Annotated in this window: 15 protein-coding genes; 10 read left to right on the forward strand and 5 right to left on the reverse strand. The window is 71.4% G+C overall.

The features are described from left to right. The first annotated feature begins 12 nt into the window (after positions 1-12). The 5 genes from ACIBO2_RS46975 (at position 13) to ACIBO2_RS46995 (ending at position 11,262) form a co-directional block, all read left to right on the forward strand. Positions 13-2,025 carry an erythromycin esterase family protein gene (locus ACIBO2_RS46975; RefSeq protein WP_358537894.1) on the forward strand — a complete coding sequence of 671 codons (2,013 nt, stop codon included), beginning with the start codon at positions 13-15 and terminating at the stop codon, positions 2,023-2,025. Between the two features lie 99 nt (positions 2,026-2,124). Continuing rightward, positions 2,125-2,772, forward strand: a complete 648-nt coding sequence (locus ACIBO2_RS46980; RefSeq protein WP_358537897.1) for a dienelactone hydrolase family protein — start codon at positions 2,125-2,127, stop codon at positions 2,770-2,772. A 106-nt stretch (positions 2,773-2,878) separates the two neighbouring features. Further along, entirely contained in the window at positions 2,879-3,208 is a 330-nt protein-coding gene (locus tag ACIBO2_RS46985; protein ID WP_358537899.1) for a hypothetical protein, read from the forward strand. A 39-nt stretch (positions 3,209-3,247) separates the two neighbouring features. Beyond that, positions 3,248-10,708 carry a zeta toxin family protein gene (locus tag ACIBO2_RS46990; protein WP_397304379.1) on the forward strand — a complete coding sequence of 2,487 codons (7,461 nt, stop codon included), beginning with the start codon at positions 3,248-3,250 and terminating at the stop codon, positions 10,706-10,708. A gap of 2 nt (positions 10,709-10,710) precedes the next feature. Continuing rightward, positions 10,711-11,262 carry a hypothetical protein gene (locus ACIBO2_RS46995; RefSeq protein ID WP_358537904.1) on the forward strand — a complete coding sequence of 184 codons (552 nt, stop codon included), beginning with the start codon at positions 10,711-10,713 and terminating at the stop codon, positions 11,260-11,262. A gap of 1 nt (position 11,263) precedes the next feature. Here the strand turns inward: ACIBO2_RS46995 and ACIBO2_RS47000 are convergent, their stop codons facing one another. Further along, on the reverse strand, positions 11,264-11,602 hold the full coding sequence (locus ACIBO2_RS47000) for a hypothetical protein (RefSeq protein ID WP_358537907.1): 339 nt from the start codon (positions 11,600-11,602) through the stop codon (positions 11,264-11,266). Between the two features lie 126 nt (positions 11,603-11,728). On the opposite strand from ACIBO2_RS47000, the gene ACIBO2_RS47005 reads away from it, so the two are divergent. Beyond that, entirely contained in the window at positions 11,729-12,946 is a 1,218-nt protein-coding gene (locus ACIBO2_RS47005; RefSeq protein ID WP_397304380.1) for an FxsB family cyclophane-forming radical SAM/SPASM peptide maturase, read from the forward strand. Next, positions 12,943-14,274 carry an HEXXH motif domain-containing protein gene (locus ACIBO2_RS47010; RefSeq protein ID WP_397304381.1) on the forward strand — a complete coding sequence of 444 codons (1,332 nt, stop codon included), beginning with the start codon at positions 12,943-12,945 and terminating at the stop codon, positions 14,272-14,274. The genes ACIBO2_RS47005 and ACIBO2_RS47010 overlap by 4 nt, the downstream gene beginning before the upstream one ends. Here the strand turns inward: ACIBO2_RS47010 and fxsT (ACIBO2_RS47015) are convergent. Both fxsT (ACIBO2_RS47015) and fxsT (ACIBO2_RS47020) read right to left on the reverse strand, forming a co-directional pair. Then, a complete protein-coding gene (gene fxsT, locus ACIBO2_RS47015; RefSeq protein ID WP_397304382.1) occupies positions 14,234-16,738 on the reverse strand; it encodes an FxSxx-COOH system tetratricopeptide repeat protein in 2,505 nt (834 codons plus the stop codon). The genes ACIBO2_RS47010 and fxsT (ACIBO2_RS47015) overlap by 41 nt on opposite strands. A 351-nt stretch (positions 16,739-17,089) precedes the next feature. Then, positions 17,090-19,576 (reverse strand): FxSxx-COOH system tetratricopeptide repeat protein, encoded by a 2,487-nt coding sequence (fxsT, locus tag ACIBO2_RS47020; protein ID WP_358537916.1) that lies wholly within the window; start codon positions 19,574-19,576, stop codon positions 17,090-17,092. A 191-nt stretch (positions 19,577-19,767) separates the two neighbouring features. Here fxsT (ACIBO2_RS47020) and fxsA point away from each other — a divergent pair, with 191 nt between their 5' ends. Genes fxsA through ACIBO2_RS47035 form a run of 3 tightly spaced genes read left to right on the forward strand, consistent with a single transcriptional unit; the run spans position 19,768 to position 22,904 of the window. After that, positions 19,768-19,953, forward strand: a complete 186-nt coding sequence (gene fxsA / locus ACIBO2_RS47025; protein ID WP_397304383.1) for an FxSxx-COOH cyclophane-containing RiPP peptide — start codon at positions 19,768-19,770, stop codon at positions 19,951-19,953. A gap of 60 nt (positions 19,954-20,013) precedes the next feature. Next, complete coding sequence (locus tag ACIBO2_RS47030; RefSeq protein ID WP_358537921.1) at positions 20,014-20,904, forward strand: SIR2 family protein; 891 nt, start codon at positions 20,014-20,016, stop codon at positions 20,902-20,904. Then, positions 20,901-22,904 (forward strand): tetratricopeptide repeat protein, encoded by a 2,004-nt coding sequence (locus tag ACIBO2_RS47035; protein WP_397304384.1) that lies wholly within the window; start codon positions 20,901-20,903, stop codon positions 22,902-22,904. Before ACIBO2_RS47030 ends, ACIBO2_RS47035 begins: the two co-directional genes overlap by 4 nt. 330 nt (positions 22,905-23,234) lie before the next feature. Here ACIBO2_RS47035 and ACIBO2_RS47040 read toward each other — a convergent pair whose 3' ends face one another. Continuing rightward, entirely contained in the window at positions 23,235-24,272 is a 1,038-nt protein-coding gene (locus ACIBO2_RS47040) for an L-idonate 5-dehydrogenase (RefSeq protein ID WP_358537926.1), read from the reverse strand. Further along, the gene (locus tag ACIBO2_RS47045) at positions 24,269-25,615 is read right to left on the reverse strand and encodes an MFS transporter (protein WP_358537929.1); all 1,347 of its coding nucleotides are present in this window, start codon (positions 25,613-25,615) and stop codon (positions 24,269-24,271) included. Before ACIBO2_RS47045 ends, ACIBO2_RS47040 begins: the two co-directional genes overlap by 4 nt. Between the last annotated feature and the right edge of the window lie 43 nt (positions 25,616-25,658).

Below are 25,658 nucleotides of genomic sequence, written 5' to 3' on the forward strand. Positions count from 1 at the left end.
GATGGGGCGGTTATGGCAGATCACACCTTTCGTGATCGCCGGGACGCCGGACGGGCACTGAGCGGTCTACTGACTCAATACCGCGATCGTGACGACGTGATCGTGCTCGGGCTGCCGCGCGGCGGCGTACCTGTGGCCTACGAGGTGGCCGCCGCGCTGGAGGCCCCGCTGGATGTGTTCCTCGTGCGCAAGCTCGGCGTGCCGGGGCACGAGGAGCTCGCGATGGGGGCGATCTCCAGCGGCGGGGTGATCGTGCTCAATGAGGAGGTCGTCCGCGGGTTCGGCATCGAACCGTCGGTCGTGCGCAGGGCGGCCGAGCGGGAGGGCCGCGAGCTGGTACGGCGGGAGCTGGCCTATCGCGAGGGGCGGCCGATGCCGGAGCTGGGCGGCCGTACCGTCATGCTGGTCGACGACGGCCTGGCCACTGGGTCGAGCATGCGGGCGGCCCTGCTCGCGGTGCGGCGGCTGCGGCCGGAGCGCATCGTGGTGGCGGTGCCGGCCGCGCCCAGCTCGACCTGCGAGGAGCTGCGGCTGGAGGCGGACGAGGTCGTGTGCGCCACGACGCCGTCCCCGTTCTTCGCCGTCGGGCAGGCGTACTGGGACTTCGACCAGGTCACCGACGAAGAGGTGCGGGAGCTGCTGCGGGCGGCGGCACGGCCCGGGAACGCGAACAGTACGCGCTCGGGCGGCGGGCGGTCCGAGGCGGCGATCATCCGCATGGCCGCCGCGGTCGTCGAGAACGGCGTGCCCCCGGACGAGACCCTGTTCGGGCTGGTCGGGGATGCCCGGCTGGTGCTGATCGGGGAGGCTACGCACGGCACCGCCGAGTTCTACGCGGCGCGGGCGGAGATGACCAGGAAGCTCATCGAACAACGCGGCTTCCACGGCGTGGCGGTCGAGGCCGACTGGCCGGACGCCTACCGGGTCAACCGCTACGTACGCGATCGCGGCGAGGACGAGACGGTGGAGGAGGCGCTGCGCGGTTTCGAGCGGTTCCCGACGTGGATGTGGCGGAACACGGCCGTTGTGGACTTCGTCGGCTGGCTGCGCGATCACAACGACCAGGTCGGCGACGAGGTGCGCAAGGCCGGTTTCTACGGGCTGGACCTGTACAGCCTGTACCGGTCCATGCAGGACGTCATCGACTACCTCGATCGGGTGTCCCCTGAGGCCGCGGCGCGGGCTCGCGAGCGGTACGCCTGCTTCGACCACGCCGACGGCGACGCCCAGTCGTACGGGCTGGCGGCGGCCTTCGGCGCGGGGGAGTCGTGCGAGGAAGAGGTGGTCGCCCAGCTGGCCGACCTGCAGCGGCACGCGTACGAGTACACCATGAGAGACGGCCTGCTGGCCGAGGACGAGCTGTTTCACGCCCAGCGCAACGCCGTGAGCGTGCGCTCGGCCGAGCGCTACTACCGCTCGATGGTCACCGGCCGCATCTCCTCCTGGAATCTGCGCGACGAGCACATGGCCGACGCCCTGGACGCCCTGGCCGACCATCTCGGCCGCGTCCGTGGTGAGCCCGCCAAGCTGGTGGTGTGGGCGCACAACTCCCACCTCGGCGACGCGCGGGCGACCGAGATGGGCGCCCGGGGCGAGCTCAACGTCGGCCGGCTGGTCCGCGAGCGCCATCCCGGCGAGTGCCGCCTGATCGGCTTCACCACCTATTCGGGTACGGTCACCGCCGCCGACGACTGGGGCGGCCCGGCCGAGCGCAAGACGGTCCGGCCGGCGCTGCCCGGCAGCGTGGAGGAACTGCTGCACCAGGCGAGCAGCGGGGAGTTCCTGCTCTGGTTCGACGTGGCCAAGCCCGCCGCCGACGTGCTGCGGACGGCGCGGCTGCAACGGGCCATCGGGGTGATCTACCGGCCGCAGACCGAGCGGCAGAGCCACTACTTCCAGGCCCGGGTGGCCGACGAGTTCGACGCGTTGATCCATATCGACGACACCCGCGCGCTGGAACCGCTCGAGCGGACCGCCGTCTGGGAGCGGGGCGAGGCGCCCGAGACGTACCCGTTCGCGGTCTAGCTTCGGGGAGGAGACCTTGTCGGGGGACAGGACCTTTCTGGGGACAGGACCTTTCTGGGGAGAAGACCTTCGGGGGAGAGGATCTTTCGGGGAGGGGACATGAACATCGCGGAAGCCGGCGTGCGGATCCCGATCGGTGACGTGGCCCTGGACGCCGACGTCGCCGTGCCCGCCGAGCCGCGCGGAGCGGTGCTGTTCGCGCACGGCAGCGGCAGCGGGCGCCACAGCCCGCGCAACCGGTACGTCGCGGGGCAGCTCCAGGCCGCTCGCCTGGTCACCGTACTGGCGGATCTGCTGACCACGGCGGAGGAACGGCGTGACGCCGTGACCGGCGAGCTCAGGTTCGACATCGGCCTGCTCGCCGACCGCGTGGCCGCGCTGACCGACTGGGCCAGGGCCGACGCCAGGACCGCGGACCTCGGCATCGGCCTGTTCGGCGCCAGCACCGGCGCCGCGGCGGCCCTGGTCGCCGCGGCGGAGCGGCCCGACGCGGTGCGGACCGTCGTCTCCCGAGGCGGGCGGCCCGATCTGGCGGACGACGTCCTCACCCGGGTACGCCAATCCACCCTGCTCATCGTCGGCGGCGAGGATCCGGCGGTCATCGACCTCAACCTCCGGGCGATGCGGCGGATGCCCGGCGAGGTCCGCCTGGAGATCGTGCCGGGCGCGTCCCACCTGTTCGCCGAGCCCGGCACGCTTGAGCAGGTGGCCCGCCTGGCCACGGACTGGTTCGTCACCCGCCTCTGAAGTGTCAGCGGATCGTTTCGACGATCGGTGAAGCGTGGTTCCGGCGGGTCCGCCGCGCACTAGCGTCTATTCGCGGTACAGGCGTACGCGCGTAAAGGACAGGCCCATGGGGGAGCGGCTGGAAATCCATCGGCACGTGGTCGATGGCGGGGTGGCGCGCTGGACGGACGCGGCCGTCCAGCTGCGGGACAAGCTGGCCGAGGCCAGAGGCAGGATCGAGAGCCTGCACGCGGCCGCGCCGTGGGGGCACGACTCGGCCGGCCGGGAGTTCGAGCAGGCGTACTTGGCCGACGACGGCCCCAACGCCATGCTCCGGGCGGGCGCCGAGTCGGCGGACTTCGCGGTGGCGGCCGGGCCTGCGGTGACGGAGAACGTGACCAACTCGGCGGGGGCCGACGCCGACCTGGTGGCGCCCAGACGCGTGATGCCGTCCTGATCATGTTTGGGGCCTGATCATGCGTGGGGAAGGGAAGGCGTGACCCGAAACGTCAGCACCCCGGTCACCAGCCCCCTGGCCGGGCAGGATGACACGATCGGCAGCGGCGGCTATGCCACGGACATCACGCCCGCGTGGGGGACGAGCCTGCCCGCGTGGTGCGACGCGCTGATCGCGCTGCTGTCCTCGGGACAGATGTGGCCGGAGGCCAGCGAATCCGGCGAGGCGGCGCTGGCGGTCGCCTTCGAGGACTGGAGCCAGGCGGCGCTGGAGTTCGCGGTGGCCGGGGGCACGGCGCGTGACCTGATCATGCAGGGTTACTTCGGCTCGGCGGCCGAGGAGTTCAAGAGGCAGGCCGACCAGCTGCTCGCGGAGGGGAAGGGCATCCCTGCCCTCGCCGCGCTGGCGCACGCGTACGCCCTTCAGCACGACAGTTACGCGCGTGAGACGCAGTACGCCAAGTTACTGATCAACGCCGGATTCTGGATCACCGTCTCGTCCATCGCCATCTCCGCGTTCGCGACGGCGGCCAGCGCGGGCGTGTTGACGCCGCTGATCGGCAAGTTCGCCGGCCGGCTGCGGACGTTCATGGACAAGGTGTTCACCTGGCTGGAACGGGTGGCGAAGGGCAGGTACGCCGGGTCGGCCGCCATCAAGCAGGCGCCGAAGCTCGCCGCGCTGGGCGGACGGCAGGCCGGCAAGGGGCTGCTGGCCAGGGCGGCGGCCAGCCACATGCTCAGGGAGATTCCCGAGGAGATCGGTGAAGGCTTCCTGATGGACTACGTCGCCCAGAAGGAACAGATGGATCGGGGCACCCGCACCCAGTGGGACGGGCAGAAGACCGCCTCCACGATCCTGGGTGACGCCTCGGGCGCGGTGCTCGCGTCGAAGGTGGCCGGGCCGGTGGCCGGGTTCGTCGGGCGGATGCCCGGAATCAGGTCGCTCAACGCCGCCGCCGGCGACGCTCCCGGAGCGCTCAACGCCGTCATGCGCTTTCCCGGCAGGGCGCTGCAGACCGGCCTCACGAACGCGGTGATCTCGACGCCGGCCGGCCTGGTCTCCAACGGCATCGTGTACGGCAAGTGGGACATGCCGACCGCGGAATCGCTGCTCGGCGGCGTCGTGGCGGGCGTGGGGCGGACGAACACGATCAGCCCGTTCAGCGTCGACGTCATGAGCGCGATCAGCCATCCGCGACAGGCCCTCGACACGGCCTCCACCGCCGCACTGGCCGCCGACACGGCCCGCGCCGCCGCGACCGTCGCGCCGCCCGCTTCGGCGTCGCCCGTCTCGGCGCCGCCGGACACACCTGCTGGTCCTGGTGGGCCGGTCGAGGCCAGGGGCTTCCCGGCGCAGGACGTGGCCGCTCCCCGGGAACGTGCGGAGGTCCCCCGGGGCGTATCGGACACCAAGGTGCCGACGTCCAGGCCGGAACAGGCCGGTAGCACGAGGACGCCACACCGCCCGGAACCGGCACAACAGGAACCAGAGCACCAGGAACCAGAGCACCAGGAACCGGGACAGCAGCCCCGACAGGAGCCACGACAGCAGGCGGACCCGACGGACTCGACGGACCCGACCGAGCATGCGGACACGCGCGAGCGCGCTGAGCCGCCAGCTCCCGCCGACCGCGCCGAGGTAGCGGATCCTGCGGACAGCCCGCAGGCCAGGGAGGCCGTGGCGCCCTCTGTCCTGCCGGACCATACCCCCGCCCACGACGACCCTTCGTTCGACCACGTCCGGGACAACCTCAGCTCCACCCAGACCGACGCCGTTCATCGGGCCGAGCCGACAGCCACGGCGCAGGCGGACATCCCGGGCGGCACCCCGAGTGACGGCCCGCGCACCGCCGAGGACGCCCCCACCCGGCGCCCGCAGGCGAGCGCCGCCGATCCGGTGCCCGGTGGCCGGAGCTTCTTCGACCTCCTGAGCGGCAAGGACGCCGCCCCACCGCAGATGTACGGCCCGGCCGAGGACCGGAGCCAAGGGCGGCCGTACCAGTACGAGACCAGCGGCCCCGATCAGTGGAAGCTGACCGAGGAGGACAACGACCTCATCTTCCGGCGGGACATCGTCCCCGACCTGATGGCGGGCGTGAGACGGCCGGAGCACCCGCGCATCGTGTTCATCGGCGGCCAGGCCGCGTCGGGCAAGACCACCGCGCAGCAGTCGGCCATGGACGGCATGGGTCCCGACCGCGCCCTCATCGCCGACTTCGACGGCCTGCTGAAGTACCACCCGAGGTACGCCCAGCTGATGGCCGAGAACGACCGCATCGCCGCCAAACAGGCCGGCGGGGACGCGTACTTCTGGATGAAGAAGGTCATCGCCCTGGCCGCCGAGCTGCGGGTCAACCTCATCCGCGAAGGCGCGATGAACAGCAGCGAGGCCGTCGAGACCGAGGCCGCCCAGTTCCACGCCCTCGGCTACCGCGCCGAGGCCCACGTCATGGCCGTCCCGGCGCCGATCAGCCGCCTGTCCGTGCTCAACCGCTACCTGCGGATGCGCGACCGGGACGGGGTCGGACGCCTGGTCGCCCAGGACATCCACGACCAGGGGTACGGCGGCATCCCCGACACCATGCGGGCCATCGACCGAGCCAGGTACCTGGAGGCGATCACCCTCCACCAATGGGGCGGCGAAGTCGTCTACCGCAACTCCCTCGACGACACGGGGCACTGGCGTGGCCCGGCCAGGGCCGAGGAGATCCTGCGGGAGGCGCGCGAGCGCCCGTTCACCCAGGAGGAGGCCGACTGGTTCCGCAGGACGTACGCGGACCTCGACGCCAGGCTGCCGGAAGAGCTGCGGGCCCAGCTGCCCGGCATCGCCGACATGGCCGCCGCGCACGGCGTGGACCTCGACCCGGAGGGCAGGACGGAGCGGCTCCGGGAGCGCTACACGGCCCAGGCGGACGGCGTACTGCGCGACGAGCAGGCCGAGCAGCGCGAGCGGCTCTGGCAGCAGCACCAGCGCCGGCTGGCCGAGGCGGCGCCCGCCGAGCGGGAACGGCTGAGCCGGGAGCTCGCCGAGGAGTGGAACCGCCTGGCCGAGCAGCACGAGCTCGACCGGGCCGGGCTGCGCGTGCTCGCGTACTGCACCGAATGGGACCCCCACAAAGGCGGCATCATCGCCGTCAACCGCAAGCTGGTCGAGGGGCTCGCGGAGGCGGGGCACGAGGTGTACGTCCGGGTCGGGCACGAGGTGCCGAGCGGCACGGGCGGCGAGCGGCTGCACGTGATCGGCCCCCGGCGGTACGACCCGAGCCGCAGCGAGATGGACCAGCTGGAGTTCGACGGCGAAGAGCTGCCGCCGGACGTGGACGTCGTCATCGGGCACAGCCGCTACTCCGGCCCGGCGGCCCTGCGGGCGCGTGATCAGCTTTATCCGGACGCGCCGCTCGTGCACGTCCTGCACATGGTGACCGGCGCGCTCGGCCGGATCGCGGACATGGAGGCGCTGGGCCGCGACTTCGAGGGCATCGAGCGGGCGCTCGTCGCCGAGGCCGACATGCTGGCCGGCGTCGGCCCGGTGCTCGCCACGGAGGCGCAGCGGCTCGCGGACTCCAACCCCGGCGATCGTGTGCCTCCCGTCCACGAGCTCCTGCCCGGCGTGCCGTTCGAGCTGTCCCGGCAGCGCCCCTTCTTCGGGGAGCGGACCCGTACCGTCCTGCTCATCGGCCGCGCCGACGCCGCCCAGAAGGGCGGGCACGAGGCGGCGCTGATGATCCGGGAGCTGCAGAAGGACCTCGACGTCCGGCTGGTCATCCGGGGCGCGGCCCCGGAGACCGTGCCGGAGGTGAAGGAACGGCTGTCGAACGTGGCCGGCCGGGAGGTCGAGATCAAGCCCTTCACGCTGGACCGCGAGGAGATCCTGGCGGACATGCGGAACGCCGACGTGGTGATCATGCCGTCGCGGGGCGAGGGGTTCGGGCTGGTCGGGCTGGAGGCGGCGGGCGCGGCGGTGCCCATCCTGGTGCCCCGGTCGAGCGGCGTCGGCGCCCTGCTCGGCGACCCCGGCCGCTTCCCGCCGGAGCTCACCCGCGCCAGCCTGGTCGAGCAGGGGTTCGAGGACAGGGTGCCGGTCGAGCGCTGGGCCACGCACCTGAAGGAGATCCTGGGGGACCTGCCCAGGGCGCAGGAGAAGGCCCGCCAGCTGCAGCAACTCCTGCGCGAGGCGAACGCCACGTGGAAGGGCGCCGGAGAGTCCCTGGTCGCCGCGGTGCAGGACCTGGCGACCCGGCAGGGGCTCGCGGCGGCACCGGTGCCGGGGCACGCGGCGGCGCCCGATCTGCCGCCGATGCCGGGCGAGGGCTGGGTGAACTGCGCGCAGGGCCACGCCCACCGGGGACTCTTCGGCAGGTCCGGGCTGCTGGTCCACCACAGCGCCCCCGGCGGCGAGACGCACGTACTCATGCGGCAGCGGGATCCGTCCGACGACCTAGGGGGGACCTGGTCCCTGCCCGGCGGCGCGCGGGACAGCCACGAGTCGGCACCCGAGGCGGCCCTGCGGAAGACCGCAGAGGAGAGCGACCTGCCGCCCGGTGAGATCCACGTCGAGGAGGTCGTCAGGGACGACCACGGTGGCTGGTCGCACGACACCGTGATCGCCTCCGTCGCCGAGCGGGTGCCCGTCGCCGTGAAGGGGGACGAGTCCGGGGCGATGGCCTGGATCCCGATCTCCAGGGTCACGGAGCTCGACCTGCACCCCGGCTTCGCCGCCACCTGGCCCCGCCTCCGAGCGGTCCTGGAGGGTGAGTCTCCCTCCCCGGCACAGACCGAGCCGCCCTATCCGGCGGCGGCCAGGTACGGGTTCGCCGACGCCCCGGCACTGACCCTGCCCGCCCATCCCGTCACCGGTGCCCGCGTGACCAGGAGAGAGCCGCTCACCCATGGCGACGGCCTGCTGAACCGGGAGCTCGTCACGTTCGACGACGGCACCCAGGTGACCTACGAGCGGTACGCACGCATGGGCGACGCCACGGTCAAGGTGCTCGACTCGCATGTCGGCCGCGCGGTCGGCGCACGGGTCCCGCTGTCGTACGCGCTCGGCAGCCGGGACGTCTACAGCGACCACATGCCCGGCGAGCAGGCGACCGACCAGTCCTGGCAGCGGGCGGCCACCCGTGACGGGGTGTTCCTCGGCCTGTATCACGCGGTGACCGCCAAGCACGGCGTCACCCTCCAGGATCTCGCCCTCGGCCGGGGCGGCGCCCTCCTCGGGGTCGGCGACGGGGCCGCGTCCCATCTGCTGCTTCCCGACGCGGCGAACCCGTTCGTCCGCACGTTCTTCCGCGAGACCGAGCCGCGCGTGTTCAGATGGGTCGACAACCCGATCCCGCCGAACGACATCGCGATCATCAGGCGGCAGCTGGACGGTCTGCGCCCGCTCTTCGAGCGCATGAACCGGCTCCCCCTGCACGAGGCGGTACTCCAGCGTCTCTGGCACGTCGCCGAGCACGCGCGGGGCACCGGGCGGCTGCTGCCCAGAGCGGCGGACCACGCGGTCATGCTGCCGGTGACGGAGCCGGTCGGGCACTACGCGCCGCCTCCGCCGCCCGACTCCCCGGAACGCGCGCACCACCGCCAGGTCGCGGAGGCGCTCCTGACCGGGGACGGCGCCTTCACCAGCACCAGCGTCGCCAAGACGCACACCATCGACGCCCTCGCGGGCAGCATGCGCTCCTCGACGCCGGAGCTGGTCCTGGCCGCCGTCGGCCTGCACGTCGGCTCCGACATGGTCAACCGCCTGGGCGACGGCGACTACGTCCTCGCGCCGTTCAACGAGCGCTTCCCCTCCATGGGCGCGCGGGTCCTGCGCGTCGACGTGCTCGACCCCGCCGACCCGGCCCACGCGCCGGACAAGGTGGTACGGATGGACGATCCGTCCGCCGAGACCCTGGTGCGGCGGATCGCGGTGAGCGAACTGCTCGGGGCCTGGGCGCATCGCAACGCCAACAGCAACGTACGGGTGCTGGCGATGCAGGAGGTCGTCCAGGAGGAGTTCGGTCTCACGGAGGCGATGTCCTGGCCGATGGACGGCAAGACGCGCAGCGCGGTCGACATGGAGCTCCTGTACAACCGCGAGACGCTGCGCGAGTTCATCCGCCGCCAGTACGAGCTCACCCAGGCCGAGCTGGCCCGGCGCGGCATCGAGGAGGTGATCGCCTACCGGGGGATGGCGTGGCCGGAGGGCGAGCACTCGGCGTGGGCCGGGCTGCGCCCCGGGGACATGTTCGAGATGCGGCACCGGCCGCTGGCGAGTTGGTCCGCCGACCGCCAGGTGGTCATGGACTGGCTGGACACCCTCCCCGGCCGCGGCGTGCTCCTGATCGACAGGAAGCCCGCGCGGGACATCATCTCCGTGCCGCTCACGGGGATGGGCTTCTTCCGGCAGCGCGAGTACGTCTCGCTGCCGGGCGATCGGCTGGCGACCCTGGACCACGTCTCCGCGGGGATCGGCGGGTCCTCCCGGGAGGCCGAACCGCCGGTGGCCACCGGCGACCACGGCGGCTGGACCCTGCGGCCGACCCCCGTGACCACGGGCGAACTCGACCTCACCGACCCGCTGAGCCACCGGATCGACCGGGTACTCAAGGGGCAGGAGCCCTACCCGTCGTGGTGGCCGCACGACGACTCCGGTTACCACGTCACCAAGCGCGATCTCGACTTCCTCGGCATGTCCCCCATGCAGCTCAAGTGGCTCCTCACCCGGCAGGCCCCCATGGGCATGACACCGGAGCGGTATCACCGCTACGCCGGTGAACTGCTCGACGCGATCGGGCGCGACGGCATCGGACCGGCCGAGGTGGACATCCGGCTCAAGGGGACCGGCGCCGAGTTCTTCGCCGGGCTGCACAAGACGTTCCCGGCCGGGGAGGAGCTGGCCGGCAACCCGGAGGCGCTGCGCAGGCTGCGGGAATGGTTCGGCGACGACCCGAACCGCCCGCTGCGCCGTCCCTTCGACTCGATGTACCGGCTCGGCCTCGAGGAGCAGCCCAGCGACTATGACATGGACATCTCCAGCAGCGCGATGGTGCAGGTGGCCCGCTCGCACTGGCCGCCCGGCCGCTATCCGGGCGACTTCATGGGCGGCCACGGCTACATCGACAAGGACAGCCTGATGAGAGCCTTTCCCGAGCTGGCGGCGTGGAAGAATGACTGGGAGACGGCGCTGGGGCGGCCCATATCGCTGGGCTTGTTCGAGTCCAGCGGGCCGTTCGACGGGACGAGCATGGGCTCCGAGCTATCCTCGCACTTCCGCGACACCGACTGGATCATCCACCGCCCGGCCAACCCGAGAGCCTGGCTGACCACCTGGGGGTCACCCGACACGGGCGGGCCCTCGACCGACGAGCTGTCATCCGACCGGCTGTCCACCGACGGGCCATCCAGTTACGGACCGTCCACCAACGGACCGTCCACCGACGGACCGTCCACCGACGGACCGTCCACCAACGGACCGTCCACCGACGGACCGTCCACCCGACGAGAGGGAGAGTGACGATGCTCTGGCCGGCACTCCGTGTCCTGGCCCATGGGCGCCTGGCCGCCGATCAGGTGCGGCAGCTGATCGGCGCCCTGGACCTGGACGAGGTCGCGCGCGCCGAGGGGCCGGGGGAGGCGGCGAGCCTGGCACACCGCACCTTCACCGACGGCACCGGCGTGCGTCTCGTCCTGGACCTCTCGCGGGTCGGCGAGTCGGGCTGGCTGCTGGCCCTGTTCGCCGATGGGACGCCGCCGCCGGAGACCGTCGAGAGCCACCGTCGGCTCCTCCGCGACGCCGCCGAACGCCTCGGCCTGACGATCGTCCAGGTCGACCCGCCGCAGACCGCCGACGAGGTCTTCCTGACGCCGGCCCCGCCGGAGGGCGCGATCGGCGAGTCGTGGGAGCTGCCGTACGACGAGCTGGACCAGCTGTGGCAGCACCTCGGAGTGCGCGATGACGCACCCCGTGAGGTGAAGAAGATCAAGCTGGAGGCGATGACACGGGCCCCCGTCTGGTCCACCGCCCCGGACCGGCTACGCCGTCAGGCCGCCGACTTCCTGCGCGACTGACTCACCGAGTGCCGATGAACGTCTGGCCGAGCAGTTCCTGAGACAGGTCCCTGGCCAGACCAGCGAGCGCCTCTCCGCTGTCGCCAGGCCCGAAGGCGGCGCCGGGGGACAGGCGCGCGGCGAGCTCGTCCAGCAGGTCGGCGATGATCATCGCCTGGAGCTCCGTGACGGTCACGTTGCGAACCGGCTCGCCGGGTTGCCGGTCGTCGAGCCCGCGATCACCGGCCAGCCGCTGCCGCAGGTCCGCCGCCCGCTGCTCCAGAGTGATGGGCTCGCCCGGACCGTCACCCTCGTAGCGCAGGGACGTCAGGCAGTGCCGGAACGGATCCAGCTGCGACATTCGGGGTTTCGTCCTCTCAGTGGGCGACATCGTCAGGACCGCCATGCTACTCGCGACGGACCACCGGCGGCCGATTAAGGCCGGCACCGCAGAATCGCGGAGAGGATAAGCGGTAGGTTCGGCCACGTGCCACGCTCGCATGAAACCTGGCTGGGCGAGATAAAGCCCCAGGTCACGCCGCTGCCGCCGGAAGGATGGCAGCCATGGCCTTTGTGCCAGTTCATCCTAAAAATACATAGTAGATGCGACTTGAGGTGCGATTATTGTTATGTCTACGAAATGGCCGATCAAAGCTGGAAAGAGCAGCCGCGTCGGGTTTCGAAAGACGTCATCGCGCACACCGCCTCCCGGATCGCCGAGCACGCTCACGCGCACCGGATGCCGTCCGTCCACCTGATCCTGCACGGCGGGGAGCCGCTCCTGGCCGGTGCCGACCACATCGCCCATACCGTCCGGGCCGTCAGGCAGGCCCTGGGGCCGGGCGTCCATCTCGACGTGAGCCTGCAGACCAATGGGATGCGCCTCGACGAGACGTACCTGAAACTCTTCGACGATCTCGGGGTCCGCGTCGGCCTCAGCCTGGACGGCGACGCCGCCGATCATGACCGGCACCGGCGGCGGGCCGACGGGAGCGGCAGCCACGCGACCGTCTCCGCCGCGCTCGACCTGCTCACCGAGCGCTACCTCCACCTGTACGGCGGGCTGCTGTGCACGGTCGACCTCGACAGCGACCCCCTCACCACCTACGAGGCGCTGCTGGAGTCCGGGCCGCCGCGGATCGACTTTCTCCTGCCGCACGGCAACTGGGCCGAACCGCCGCCCGGCCTGCCCGCCGAGGACGGCGCGACACCGTACGCCGACTGGCTGATCCCGATCTTCGACCGGTGGTACGGCGCCCCGCGGCGGGAGACCGAGGTGCGGTTGTTCGCCGACATCCTGCACCTCCTCATGGGCGGCACGTCGTCGAGCGAGAGCCTCGGGCTGGGCCCGGCCCGGATGGTGGTGATCGAGGCCGACGGCGGCATCCAGCAGTCCGACACCTTGAAGTCCGCCTATCCCGGCGCTCCCGTCACCGGGTTCCACGTCGCCCGCGACACCTTCGACGCCGTGCTGCGGCATCCGGCCGTCATGAGCCGGCAACTGGGCGCCGAGGCCCTCGCGAAGGAATGCCGGGACTGTCCGGTCCTGTCGGTCTGCGGCGGCGGCCTCTACGCGCACCGCTACGACCCGGACCGCGGTTTCGGCAACCGCTCGGTGTATTGCGATGACCTGTTCCGTCTGATCACCCATATCCGCGGCGAGGTCGAACGCGACGTCGCCGCCCTGCTGGAAGGGCGCCGATGAGCCTCAAGCACCACATCATCCCGGACGAGCACTTCCAGGCGCTGGGCTCGGGGGCGGGGGGCGCGGCGGCGGCCCGCCTGCTGCTCAGCGCCCAGCACAGCAAGCACGTCCTGCTCATCCACGGGGTCGGCCGCGTCGCCCCGGAGGCGTACCGGCTGCTGAGCGAGGCCCAGAGGCATCGCCCGGAGGCGGTGGCAGCCGTGCTCCGCCATCCCGCCGTCGGCGCCTGGGCCTGGCGTACCTACCACGCGCTGGCCTACCGTGCGCTGGCGACGGGGTCCGGCGGGCACTCGCCGGCCCGGCTGGCCGCCGTAGCGGCCGCGGCCGCCGTCCGTTCGGGCATGGACTTCGAGATCGAGGTGCCCGCCGAGGAGGGCGGCATCATGCTGCCGTCGCTCGGCCGGGCCGTACTCGTCGGCTCCGCCGGCTCCTCGGCGACGGTCAGGCGCGCGGGCGGCCCGGCGGAGGTGATCGGTGACGAGACGGTACGCATCCCCGACGATCCCCATCAGGACGCCTCCGGCTGGCAGGCGCTGCGCCGCCTGGAGGCCACGGCCCACGGCGAGACCCTCTCGCTTTGTGTCGACGACCTCGACCCGTACCGGATGCCCGGTGCCCGGCTGGCCGCGGACCGGCTGTCCGACGACGAGCTGGCCGTCTGGGGTGAGGCGCTGCGGCGGTCATGGGAGCTGATGCTCGCCCATCACCGGACCGTCGCGGAAGAGGTGTCCGTCGCCACGAGCGTGCTGACGCCGCTGACCGACGTACCCGGTGACCAGATCAGCGGCAGCTCGCGCGAGGCGTTCGGCTGCGTGGCGCTGTCCACGCCGCCTGACGCGACGACGCTGGCGCTGACGTTCGCGCACGAGGTGCAGCACGGGAAGCTGTCGGCGGTGCTCGACGTGCTGCCCCTGCTGCGGCCGTCCGGCGACCGGCGCTACTACGCGCCGTGGCGCGACGATCCCCGCCCGCTGGGCGGCCTCTTCCAGGGCGCGTACGCCTATGTCGGGGTCAGCGGGTTCTGGCGCAGGCAGCGGCGGCACGAGCGGGGGGAGGCGGCGCTGGCCGCGAGCGCCGAGTTCTACCGCTGGTGGGAGGCCGCGGAGGGGGCGACGCGGGTGATCGCCGAGAGTGGATTCCTCACGCCGCCCGGCGAGCGCTTCGTCGCCCGGATGGCCGGGACCCTGAACGCCTGGCGGGAGGAGGAGGTCTCCGCCGAGGCCGTCGAGAAGGCGCACCGGGACGCGGCGGCCCACCGCCGGATGTGGGAGGAGCGCAATGGCATGGTCACGCCGTCGTCTCCAGGCGGCGCGACAATTCCTGGATGAAGTCGCGGGCGTCCCCCCAGAAGACGGCCGCGCGGATGTTCAGCCGGGCGATCCGGGCCAGGTGATACCTCCTGGCGGCCTCTTCCATCCCACCGGGGCCCGGATCGTAGAGCGCCATGATGTTCCTCTTGGGGCTGGGGACGCCCGACAGCAGGGACATCAGCAGGTCGAACGACGATGAGCGAGGGTTGAAGCCGATCATGAGGAAGGGGTACGTCACCAGCGCCCCGAGGATGTCGGGCGACCATTGGTCGTACTCCACCCGCAGGCACCTCAGCCGGTCGCTCTCCGACAGCACCAGCGAGCCCGGCAGGTCGTACGAGCCGGCCAGGTGACACACCAGGGGCCGCTCGGGGGTGGGCGCGACCACGGGCTCGGCCGCGGCGCGCTCCGGGCGCCAGGGCAGCACCTTGATGACGGGCTCCCGGCCCGCGCCCAGCAGCGACCGCGCGAGCCGGCCGTGGTAGCCGGTGGTCAGGTAGGAGGTGGCGGGCATCTTGGCGAGGAAGGCGTACGGGTCCTCCGCGTGCGGGTCCTCCTCGTCCTGCCGCTCCCACTCCCGGCGCAGCCCGTCCAGGATCTCCTCGGCCATGGCCGCCTGGTCCGGCAGCGTCACCGCGTAGTCCAGGACGGACTCGAAGTCCCACGCGTCCGCGAACGGGTAGCCGAGCCGGCCGGCCCACTCCCAGCTCATCGCCCGGACCCTGGCGGCCTTCTCCCTGGAGACGTCGGCGCCGACGATCGGCGTGCAGTCGCCCGTGGTCACCTGGTAGATCAGCCGGGCCCAGTCGTCGCGCTCCATCTCCTGGGCCAGGAGCGCCCGGCGCGGCACGGCCGGCGCGGGCGCGGGCCGGGCCACCGTACTGTCATGAACGGTTGTGCGGGCCCCGGCCTCGAGCGCGACGCCGCTGTAGCGCTCGGCGCCCTCCCCGTCGTTGATCGCCCGGAAGTACGCGACCAGCCGGGTGACGAAGCCCCGCACCTCCTCGTCCGTGGAGTCGGCCAGGGACGACGCCTCGGCGTGGCCGGCCAGTTCGGCGTAGCGAGGGAAGTTCGCCCGGTTGTCCGGATCGCCGCAGTCGAATCCGGCCAGCAGCCGGTGCACGTCCCGCCGTACGCGCTCCCGTTCCTCGCCGGCCATGCGCTCCTTGACCGTCGACTGGAGCAGGCGGTGCACCTGGATCGTGCCCTGACCGGCCAGACGGACGAACCCGTAGCGGGTGAGCGCCCGGATCGCGTTGTCGGCCAGCACCGGATCCTGGAACACCGCGACCGACTCGCCCGACAGCGCCAGGCGCCCCTGGCGCAGCAGGCCGCGCGAGATCGACTCCGGCCGGAGGAACGCGCAGCGCCGCAGCAGGTGCAGGGCCTCGGGGCAGGTCTGCGCGAGGGTCTCGAAGCCCAGGTCCCACGCCGAGGCCAGCCCGCGCCCGTAGTCGACCGGCGGATGCTGGTCCAGCATCCGGCCGGGCTGTTCCCGCAGCCGCGCGAGGTAGGCCCCGGGGGCCAGGCCGGAGCCCTTGATGTACGTGCCCGCCTGCACGACGCCGAGCGGCATGTCCGCCAGCTCCTCCGCCACCTGCCCAGCCTCGTCGACGGATATTCCGGGCACCCGCCGGGTGAGCAGTTCGATGCTGTCGCCGCGCTCGAACACGCCGACGTCGATAGGGACCGCGACCTCGTCCCACGCGGGCTCACGGGAAGTGATGAGCACATGCCCCGACCCGCCACGCGGCAGGAACGCCCCCATGGTCGCCGGATGCCCGGCGTTGTCGAACACCAGCAGCCACGGCGCCCAGCGCGGGTCCTCCCGCAGCAGCTTCAGCGTCTCCGAGACGATCGCCGCCTCGCCGATGCCCTCGTCGAGCCGGTGCCCTAAGGAGGCCAGATCGGTCCGGATCAGGCTCGGCTGCTCGGCCCTGACCCACCAGACGGTGACGTATCTGGAGGAATGCTGGTGGATGTATTCGGAGGCCAGCTGGGTCTTGCCGTGGCCGCCGGGCCCCACCAGGCACACCGGCCAGCCCGTCTGCGCGGCCATCGCGGTGCCGAGCTCGGCGAGCAGGCGCCGGCGGCCGGAGAAATGGCCTCTGACCGGCGGGGTGCCGCCGCCCAGGATCCGCGGCAGGGAGTCGTCCCGGTCGTCCGGTGCCGGCTCGGCCGCCTGGCTCATGCTCGCCGAGACGCTCCGGTGCCGGTCCAGCCACCCTCGGACGTACGCCTCCTCGTCGTCCTCCAGACGCAGTCCGTTCTCGCGCCCGAAGGCCAGGCAGGCGCGGACGAAGGCGTCGACGAGCGGCCACGAGGGCGTCCGTTTGCGCTCACCCTCCAGCAGGCTCTGCACGGTGCTGGGCGCCAGCCGCTCGGGATTCAGCCGCCGCAGTTCGCGGTAGGACGGGCCGCCGGCCCGCCCGCGTAGTTCGCCCAGGGCCGCGATGAACGCCTGGAGGGATTCTTCAGGCATCGGTCCCCCTGTCCGCATCCGTACGAACTCATTCAGAATTATCCGCTTTATCGGCGCCGCTCACCAAGCCGATGTACCAGGTCGTCCAGACCCTTCCGGCATTGACCCGGATCATTGCGGGACACCGGCACCGCCGCCTTCCCTGAATACGGGACGCATCACCAAGGGAGGCAAAATGTGGCCCGAAACCGTACTGCTTTTCTCGGCCGCTCCTTTTCTCCTGGGCGCGCTGCGTTTTCTGATCCTTTACCTCGGACTCCGGCTCACGCTGCGCAAGGCGCGGCAGAGCGATCGGCCTGGCCTGTATCACGACTTCGCCCTGGCGATAAGAGGCGGCCATCCGGAGCCGGATCAGATGGGGGGCGGGTCGAAGTCGCAGTCCATGCGCGCGCCCTCTTCCAGGGCCAGTCGCGCGTCGGGATGATCGAGGCCCATGGCGTCGGCGTAACCTCGCCGGGCCTCGGCGTACAGCGCGTCGGCCTCTTCCTGCCGGCCGCACGCGCGCGTGTCGAGGGCAAGGTTGGACAGGCAGGCCAGCAGCAGCGGGTATCTGTCGGTAAAGGTCCTGCGCAGACTGACGAGCGTCTCGCTGCCCAGCCGCATTGCCCCGTCGTGGTCGTCCAGCGCGGCATGGTCGCTGGCGAGGTTGACGGCGCAGGTCAGGGCGTAGTGGTGAGCACGCCCGAGCCGGGCGTCGAGACCGGCCAGCGCCCGCTCGTCGGTGTCCTTGGCCGCCGCGGCGTCGCCGCGCAGCCTCTGGAGGACCGCCAGGTTGGTCTCGCAGCCGTAGACATAGGGGTGGTCCTCGCCGTAGATGGCGCGGTATCTCGCCACCGCCTGCTCGGCGATGTCGTAGGCGAAGCCGATGTCGCCGGTCGCGCGCAGGGCGTTGGACAGGTTGCTGGCCGCCGCGACGGTGTCGGGATGGTGGTCGCCCATGATGCGTTGCAGGCGGGAGTGCACGTCCTGGGCGAGTTCGAGCGAGCCATCGAGGTCGCCTGCCCTGCGCTTGGCGATCGACAGATCGCGGGCCGTGCGCAGGGTCCACAGGTGGTCGGCGCCGAGCTCCTGGACGCCGTACGCGTAGGCGTCCTCACCGAGGTCGACCGCCTCCCGCGCGTCGCCGCTCAGCCGGACGGCCCTGGCCAGGCCGTTCCAGCTGTTGAGCACGTCGGCTTCGCCGATCCGCTCCGCGCTCTCGCTCTGCTTGCGGTGCACGACGTCGTGCAGGTTCCTGGCCGCCGGGTAGTCGCTGTTGAGGCCGTAGTCGACGGCCAGGTTGTTCATGATCTGCAGGGTCGCCGCCGCCTGCTCGCCGAACACGGTCACATGCTGGGTCCGCAGCCGCTCGTCCAGCTCCCGGGCCGCCGACCAGTCGCCGGCGGCCCGCAGGTCGGCCGCGAACCCGCTGCTCAGCACCAGGGTCTCGCGGTCCTCCGGGCCGAGCACCTCGGTCATCGTGGCCAGCGTGGCGCTGTCGAGATCGTAGGCGGCCCGGTATTCGCCCAGCTCGCGGATGATGGTGCCGAGGTGGCGCTGGGCGATCAGCACGTCAGGGTGCTCGGGCCCCGACTCCTCGGTCCACTTCGCCACGAACTGCTCCGCGAAGATGCGCGCGGACTGGTAGTTGCCCGAGCGATTGAGGTAGTAGAGGACGTCGCGCACCATGCTCCGGACCGCCGGATCCGCGCAGTCCTCCACCCGGGCCGGCAGGATGTGCGCGATCAGCTCGTTGTAGCGCTGCCAGCTGGCCGTCTCGTCGGGCTGCTTCGGCGCCGCGCCGGCGAGCAGCAGGTGCACCTCGTGCCGGAAGCGCCGGCGCTCGTCCTCATCCAGCTCGTCCCGCAGCAGCGCCTGGACCAGCCGGTGCACCTGGATCGTGCGTGACTGCGAGTCGATGGTCGCCAGCGCGAACCTGCCCAGCTCCCTGATCGCCCTGGTGAGCAGGATCGTGTCCCCGAAGATGCTGCTCAACCTGGCGTCGGACGCCTGATGGCCGGCCCGGCGGAAGACGTCGCGGGGGATCGGCTCCGGGCCGAAGAAGGCGCAGCAGCGCAGCACGTCGACCGCCTCGGGCAGCTTGCTGCGCAGTTGCGCGACCGACAGCGCCCACGCGGCGGTCATGGGCATCGGGTATTCGGACGGCTTGCTCTCCGAGAGCAGGGCGCTGGTCTGCTCTTTCAGCAGCCGGAGGTAGTCGTCCACCGAGATGCCGGTCTCCACGTGCAGCGCGCCCGCCTGCTCCAGTGCCAGCGGGAGGTCGCCGAGCTGCTCGGCGAGCCGGTCGGCGTCGGCGCCGGACAGCGCCGCGCGCCTGGAGAGGAACTCCACGCTCTCCACCCGGTCGAAGACGTCCACCGCGACGGTGTCGACGATGCCCTGCCAGCGGTGGTTGCGCGAGGTGACGATCACCTGCCCCGGCCCCTGGGGGATGAGCTCGCTGATCTCCTCCGGCTGGTCGGCGTTGTCGAAGACCAGGAGCCAGCGGTCGTAGGGCACGCCGCGCCGCAGGGCGTCGAGCACCGCGTCGGCCGCGTCCTCGGCGCCGCTCCGGGTGGCGGCCTGCAGGCCGAGGTGCGCCGCCAGGCCTGCCAGCGACGACTTGACCAGAAGGGGCTGGTCGGCGGGGATCCACCAGACCACGTCGTACTCGGCCTTGAACCGGTGCGCGTATTCGACCGCGAGCTGGGTCTTGCCCACCCCGCCCAGGCCGTGCAGGGCGTGCGGGACGACGGCGGTCACCTCGGTGGACAGGCCCGCGTGCAAGCGCTCAAGCAGGCTGGACCGGCCGGTGAAGTTGACGTTGCGGGTGGGGATCTTGCCCCAGACTTCGGGCACTCGCCCCGTTCTGACCGATTCTGGCTGCGAACCTGTCACGTCACGCCTCCGGGGTCGCTGGCGACCTCCTTATATTAAAGCGTTTGGGCGTCGCAGGAACGTTATTGTCACCCTTACGGACGACGCCATGTAATCTCGGTCGGTAGGTTGGCGTGTTCGCTGTGTCCGAATTCAGGATCGTAGGAGCTTCAATGAGCGATGAGCTGGCCGAGCCGGGTCTCGTCGATGTGAGTGATCTGTCGCTCACCGACCTCGACGAGCTGGACGCGTCAGCGCTCGCCCATGCCCTGCGTACGCTCCTGCGCGCGGGTGAGGACACTATGGGACCGATCGCGGGGTTCAGCCAGAGCATCGACGGGCCTGCCGCCACCAGCTAAAAATAGGGTCGTACCTCGTGCTCCACGCCCTCGTCGTGCCAGGAGAGCAGGTCGCCCCCGATGAAGGAATCCGACTGGGCTCGGCTGATCGATCAGCTCCGCACCGGTGACTGCACGCCGTTCATCGGCGCGGGGGCCAGCGGCGGCAACGTCCCGTCCGGCGGTGAGCTGAGCCGTGAATGGGCGGCCCGCTTCGACTATCCCTTCGCCGACGACGGCGATCTCGCCAGGGTGATGCAGTATGCCCGCAGCATCCTCGGCGACGCCGGGCTGAAACACGAGTTCAGCCGCCACCTTTCGACGATCGGGCCGCCGGACTTCACCACTCCGGGGGAAATCCACTCCTCCATCGCCGCCTTTCCCATTCCGGTGTTCCTGACCACCAATTACGACGACTTCCTCTTTCGAGCACTGCGCGCTTCCGGTAAGGAGCCCAGCGCGGCCATTTGCCCGTGGCACGAGGGCGTGCCGTACGACAGAAACCTGTTCGAGCGCGGCCCTGGAATACGCCCCGACGTCAACCGGCCGCTGGTCTACCATCTCTACGGAAGCACGAGCCTCTCGTCGTCCATGGTGCTGACCGAAGAGGATTACATCGACTTCCTCGTGCACATGACCACCGCGCGAGCGCAGCACAACCGGCATGTGATTCCGCCGATCATCCTCGATGCCCTGGCGAACCGGCCGCTGCTCTTTCTCGGCTACACGCTTCAGGAATGGACGTTTCGGGTGCTGTTCCATGGACTGATCAGACGTTACCCGGCCATCCGCCGCCGGCGTCATGTCAGCGTCCAGCTCACGCCCGGCAACGAGAATGTGAAACCCGGCGCCGCCCTGCGCGCCAAGGAATACCTCGACCGATATTTCGACGGTTGGGAGGTCTCCATCTTCTGGGGCACCCCTCGCCAGTTCTGCGCGGAGCTGGACGAGCGTATGGGAAACCGGTCGTGAGCGCCGAGCCGCCGACCGGCGCCTTCGCAGCCGAGCCGTACGTGGGCCTGCGCTCCTACACGAAGGACGACCAGAAACGCTTCTTCGGGCGGGACGCCAAGGCGTACGAGATCTCCGTGATGTGGCAGGCGCACCGTCTCACGATGCTGCACGGACCGTCAGGAGTGGGCAAGACGTCCGTGCTGGAGGCCGGTGTGCTGCCCGAGCTGGCGAACAAGCGGGTGGACGTGCTGCCGATCGGGCGGCTCTCCCACGGCTCGGCCTTCCCGATGGTCGCGCTGCCCGAGCGCAACCCGTTCACGGTGGCGCTGCTGTCGTCGTGGGCTCCGGGCGAGTCGCTCACGCGGCTGTCGGGGCTCACCGTCCAGCAGTTCTTACGGCGGCGCGGCCCCAGGGTCGACAAGTACGGCGACCCCATCCCCATCCTGGTGGCCATCGACCAGGCCGAGGAGCTCTTCTTCGACTTCTCCCACCGCCAAAGCTTCCGCGACCCCTTCATCGCCCAGCTCGCCGAGGCCCTCGACGACAACGAGGACCTGCGCCTGCTCCTGTCGATCAGGGAGGACTACCTGGCCCGGCTCATGGCACACGGCGACCCGCTGCGCAGCGGCGGCCCGTCGGCGTCGGTGGTGCTGAACCCGTTCCGGGAAGAGGAGGCGCTGGCCGCGATCAGGGAGCCGCTCGCCGGAAGGGAACGCTCCTACGCGCCCCAGGCCGCCGAGACCCTGGTCAGGGAGCTGCGCACGGTGCGGCTGCAGGGCACCGGCAGCCCGGCCTCCTACCTCGTGGAGCACGTGGAGCCGGTACAGCTCCAGATCGTCTGCTCCGCGCTGTGGAACTCCTGCCCCCTCGACCTGACGGTCATCACCCCGGAGTACGTGGAACGGCACGCGGACGTCGACCGATCCCTGGGCGACTTCCTCGACCAGGCCCTGGCCCAGATCGGGCACGACTACGAGATCCCCGTCGACCGATTGGGCGCCTGGCTGCGGGAGACGTTCATCACCGAGCTCGGCACCCGGGGCATCGCCTACGAGGGGGAGACCCAGACCGCGGGCATGTCCAACCGTGTGGTCAAGGCGCTGATCGACCGGCACGTGCTCAAGGCGGAGATGCGGTCGGGCTCACGGTGGTGCGAGCTCCAGCACGACCGGCTGCTCCAGCCGGTGCTGCGCGCGCTCGGCGGCGCTCGTCCCCGTCCCGGCTCCGGCCAGGCTCCCGTGAGCGCCGCCGAGCACCTGCGCGTGGCCGAGCAGGTGCTGGCGGACGGTGACTCCAAGCTGGCCGGGACGCACGGCGAGAAGGCCAGGGACGCTTGCGGTGCGGACGAGCTCCGCACGCGTGCGGAGATCGAGTCCTTCCTCGGCAACCTCGCGGCCACGGCGGGGAAATGGGCGACGGCCGAGAAGTGCTACAAGCAGGCCAGCCAGGTCTATGAGCGGCTGCGGGACACCTCGGCGGTGGGCCACTCGCTGGCCGCGGCCGGCCGGGTGATCCTGCACCAGGGGCGCCCGGACGAAGCCATCGCGGAGCTGCTCGCGGCCGTGGGCAGGGTGCCGGGCGACCTGGCCGTGCAGGTCGAGCTGGCCACCGTGCTGTGGCACACGGGCAACCCGCAGGCGGCGCTCCCCATCCTGCACAGCGTGCTGTCGGCGGACGGTGACACGCCCGTCGCGCTGCGGGCACGCGGCGGGATCCTCGCCGACCTCGGCAAGCCCGAGCTGGCGCTGCGTGACCTCGACCGGGTACGCGAGCCCGCCGAACCGGCCACCATCGCCGCCCGTGCCCTGGCACTGGCCGAGCTGGACCGGGCCGAGGAGGCGTCCGTCGAGCTGGAGGCGGCCCTGCTCGGGGGGCGTGATCAGGGGCTGGTGGCGTACCTGTGCGCCCGTGCCCTGGCCCGGATGGGTGACCGCGCTCGCGCCGCCCAGGTCGTGCGCGAGGCGACCCGGCCGCCCCTCACCTCCTACCAGCGGCGGATCTTGGCTGACCTGCGGTAATTGCTAGCTTTGTCAACTTCTGTGGTAAATCTCCGTAGTCACGGGAGCGCATGCGTGACGCCGAGCCGCTGGTGGAGCCGGCGCAGGGCGCGAGCCCCTCAGCGGCCGCGGTCCCGAAGGCCGCCGGGGAGCAGGTGAACCTTCCTCCCCTGGTCGTCGCCCAGACCAACAGCTGGGTCCGTCCGTACGCCGTCTCGGCCGCCAAGCAGCAGACGTGGCGCTCCGGCGGCCTCATCGCCAAGACCGCCGGCAAGGTCTTCGGCACCGGCGGCAACGGCAACGACTTCGTGGCCTCCGGGAACGTCGCCGCCGAAGCCGCCTGGTCCGTGCTCACCGCTCCGCCCCGCCGAGCCGCAGCATCACCTTGCCGCTGCCGCTCGCGGGGTCGGCGGCGATGGCGAGCGCCTCGGCAGCCCGGTCGAGGTCGAAGCGGTGGCTGATGATCGGGGAGACGTCGAGGCCGTCCCGCATGGCGCTCAGGGCCTCGTCGATCTCCTCGGCGAAGCGGTAGGAGCCGATCCAGGTGATCTCCCTGGTCACCAGATCACCGAGGGCCGCGGAGACGGCCGTGCCGGGCAGGCTGCCGACCTGGACGAGGGTGCCGCCACGGGCGGTCGCCCGCAGGACGGAGCCGAGCGCGGCCGGGCTGCCCGAGGCCTCGAAGACCAGCTCGACGTCCTGGGGGAGCGTGGCGTCCCCGCCGACCTGGACGGTCTCGTCCGCGCCCATGGCGCGGGCGACGGCGAGCGAGGTCGCGGAGAGGTCCGAGGCGATGACCATGCCCGCCCCGCGGTGTTTCGCGGCGGCCACGACCAGTGAGCCGATCGAGCCGGAGCCGTTGACGAGCACGGTCTTCCCGCGCAGGTCCCCGGCGCGACGCACGGCGTGCATCGCCACGGCGAGGGGCTCGGCGAGGGCGCCGCGCTCGGTGTCCACGCCCTCGGGCAGCGGCCGGATCTGATCCGCGCGGACCACCCGGTACTCGCTGAACCCGCCGTCGGTGTGCGGGTCGAAGGCGGCCGACCCGAAGTAGCGGACCCGGGGGTAGAGGTTCGTGCGGCCGGCGAGCCGTTCGGGCAGGCGGCCGTCGCCGACCAGCTCGGCCGGGTGCACGGTGACCGGCTGCCCGACCGTCAGCCCGCTGACGCCCGCGCCGATCCCGGCGATCCGGCCGGCGACCTCGTGCCCGAGCACCAGAGGGTGCTTGAGCACGGCGGTCCCGGACGCCCCGTTCTTCCAGTACGAGATGTCGGAGCCGCAGATCCCGCCCCACTCCATGGCGAGCAGGACCTGCCCTTCCCCCGCCACCGGCTCGGGGCGCTCGTCGATCCGGAGGTCACCGGGACCGTGTACGACGGCCGACTTCATACCGCGTCCTCCAACCGGACCAGGTCGCGCCCGCGAGTCTCGGGGGAGAGGACCGCGGACAGCAGGGTGATGAGCGAGTAGACGACGAGCATCGCCGCGATGGGCCACCAGCTGCCGGTGACGGCGGTGAGGGTGGCCGCCACGACCGGGCCGATGGCGGTGGCCAGGATGCCGCCGATCTCCTTGGCCAGGGCGAGCTGGGTGAAGCGGGTCCGGGAGCCGAACAGCTCGGCCATCGTGACGCTCTCCAGCGAGAACAGGCTCAGGACACCGACGTTCAGCCCGAGGATCATGCCCAGCATCAGGGCCGCCGTGCTGCCAGAGATGATCATCAGCATCATCGGGAACGCGAACGCGATGGTCAGCAGCGTGACCGCGATGTACATGGGCCGGCGGCCGAAACGGTCGCCGAGCAGGCCGACCACCGGCACGGTGACGAAGCCCAGCAATGAGCCGTAGACGATGGCGCTGGTCGGGATCGACCGGTCGACGAGCAGCGTGGCGGCGATGTAGCCGACGAGGAAGGTCTGGACCAGGCCCGAGTTGCCGGCCTGGCCGAACCGCAGGCCCAGGGCCAGGAAGAACGCCTTGCCCTTGCGCTGGTGGAGCCCGGCCTCGAGCACGCCCTCATCCTTCTTCTGGAAGGCGGCCTCGGCCTGCGTACGGGACATCGCGACGCCGTCCACGACGTCGGGGCGTTCCTCGAAGACCGGGCTCTCCTTGAGATTGCGGCGTACCCACACCGCGAAGACCATGAGCACGAAGCTCAGCAGGAACGGCACCCGCCAGCCCCACGTGAGCAGCTGATCCTCACTGAGGACGGCGAGCAGGATCGCCCACAGGCCCGAGGCCGCCAGCGTGCCGGTGTTGGTGCCGAGCGACACCAGTGAGGAGACCAGGCCGCGACGCTGTACAGGGGCGTACTCCGCGAGCATGACGGTGGCCCCGGCGATCTCGGCGCCGGCCCCGAAGCCCTGGATCAGCCGCAGGGCGACCAGCAGGATCGGGGCGAGGATGCCGATCACCGCGTAGGTCGGCAGTACGCCGATCAGCGTGGTCGAGGCGCCCATGAGCAGGATGGTGATGATCAGGACCTTCTTGCGGCCGATCCGGTCGCCCATCCGGCCGAAGTAGATGGCCCCGGCGAGCCGGGCGACATATCCGACGCCGTAGGTGGCCATGGCGGCGATCAGGCCGATGGCCGGGCTGACGTCCGGGAAGAAGATCTTGTTGAAGACGATGGCGGCCGCCAGCGAGTACAGCTGGAAGTCCATGAACTCCATCGCCGTGCCGAGCCAGCCGGACATGGCCGCCCTGACGAGGTCGCGGGTCGTTCTGGTCACGGCGCCCGCGGGCTCCATGTGCGTGCTGTCTGTCATCATGAAC

This window comes from Nonomuraea sp. NPDC050022, from assembly GCF_044460705.1.
Lineage (GTDB): Bacteria > Actinomycetota > Actinomycetes > Streptosporangiales > Streptosporangiaceae > Nonomuraea.

Excerpts from the sequence above, each read along its gene's own strand:
- ACIBO2_RS46975 (WP_358537894.1), top strand. The coding sequence starts at position 13 with ATGGCAGATCACACCTTTCGTGATCGCCGGGACGCCGGACGGGCACTG.
- ACIBO2_RS47010 (WP_397304381.1), top strand. The coding sequence starts at position 12,943 with ATGAGCCTCAAGCACCACATCATCCCGGACGAGCACTTCCAGGCGCTG.
- fxsT (WP_397304382.1), bottom strand. The coding sequence starts at position 16,738 with ATGCCTGAAGAATCCCTCCAGGCGTTCATCGCGGCCCTGGGCGAACTA.
- ACIBO2_RS47040 (WP_358537926.1), bottom strand. The coding sequence starts at position 24,272 with ATGAAGTCGGCCGTCGTACACGGTCCCGGTGACCTCCGGATCGACGAG.
- ACIBO2_RS47000 (WP_358537907.1), bottom strand. The coding sequence starts at position 11,602 with ATGTCGCAGCTGGATCCGTTCCGGCACTGCCTGACGTCCCTGCGCTAC.
- fxsA (WP_397304383.1), top strand. The coding sequence starts at position 19,768 with ATGAGCGATGAGCTGGCCGAGCCGGGTCTCGTCGATGTGAGTGATCTG.
- ACIBO2_RS46985 (WP_358537899.1), top strand. The coding sequence starts at position 2,879 with ATGGGGGAGCGGCTGGAAATCCATCGGCACGTGGTCGATGGCGGGGTG.
- ACIBO2_RS46980 (WP_358537897.1), top strand. The coding sequence starts at position 2,125 with ATGAACATCGCGGAAGCCGGCGTGCGGATCCCGATCGGTGACGTGGCC.
- ACIBO2_RS46995 (WP_358537904.1), top strand. The coding sequence starts at position 10,711 with ATGCTCTGGCCGGCACTCCGTGTCCTGGCCCATGGGCGCCTGGCCGCC.
- ACIBO2_RS47030 (WP_358537921.1), top strand. The coding sequence starts at position 20,014 with ATGAAGGAATCCGACTGGGCTCGGCTGATCGATCAGCTCCGCACCGGT.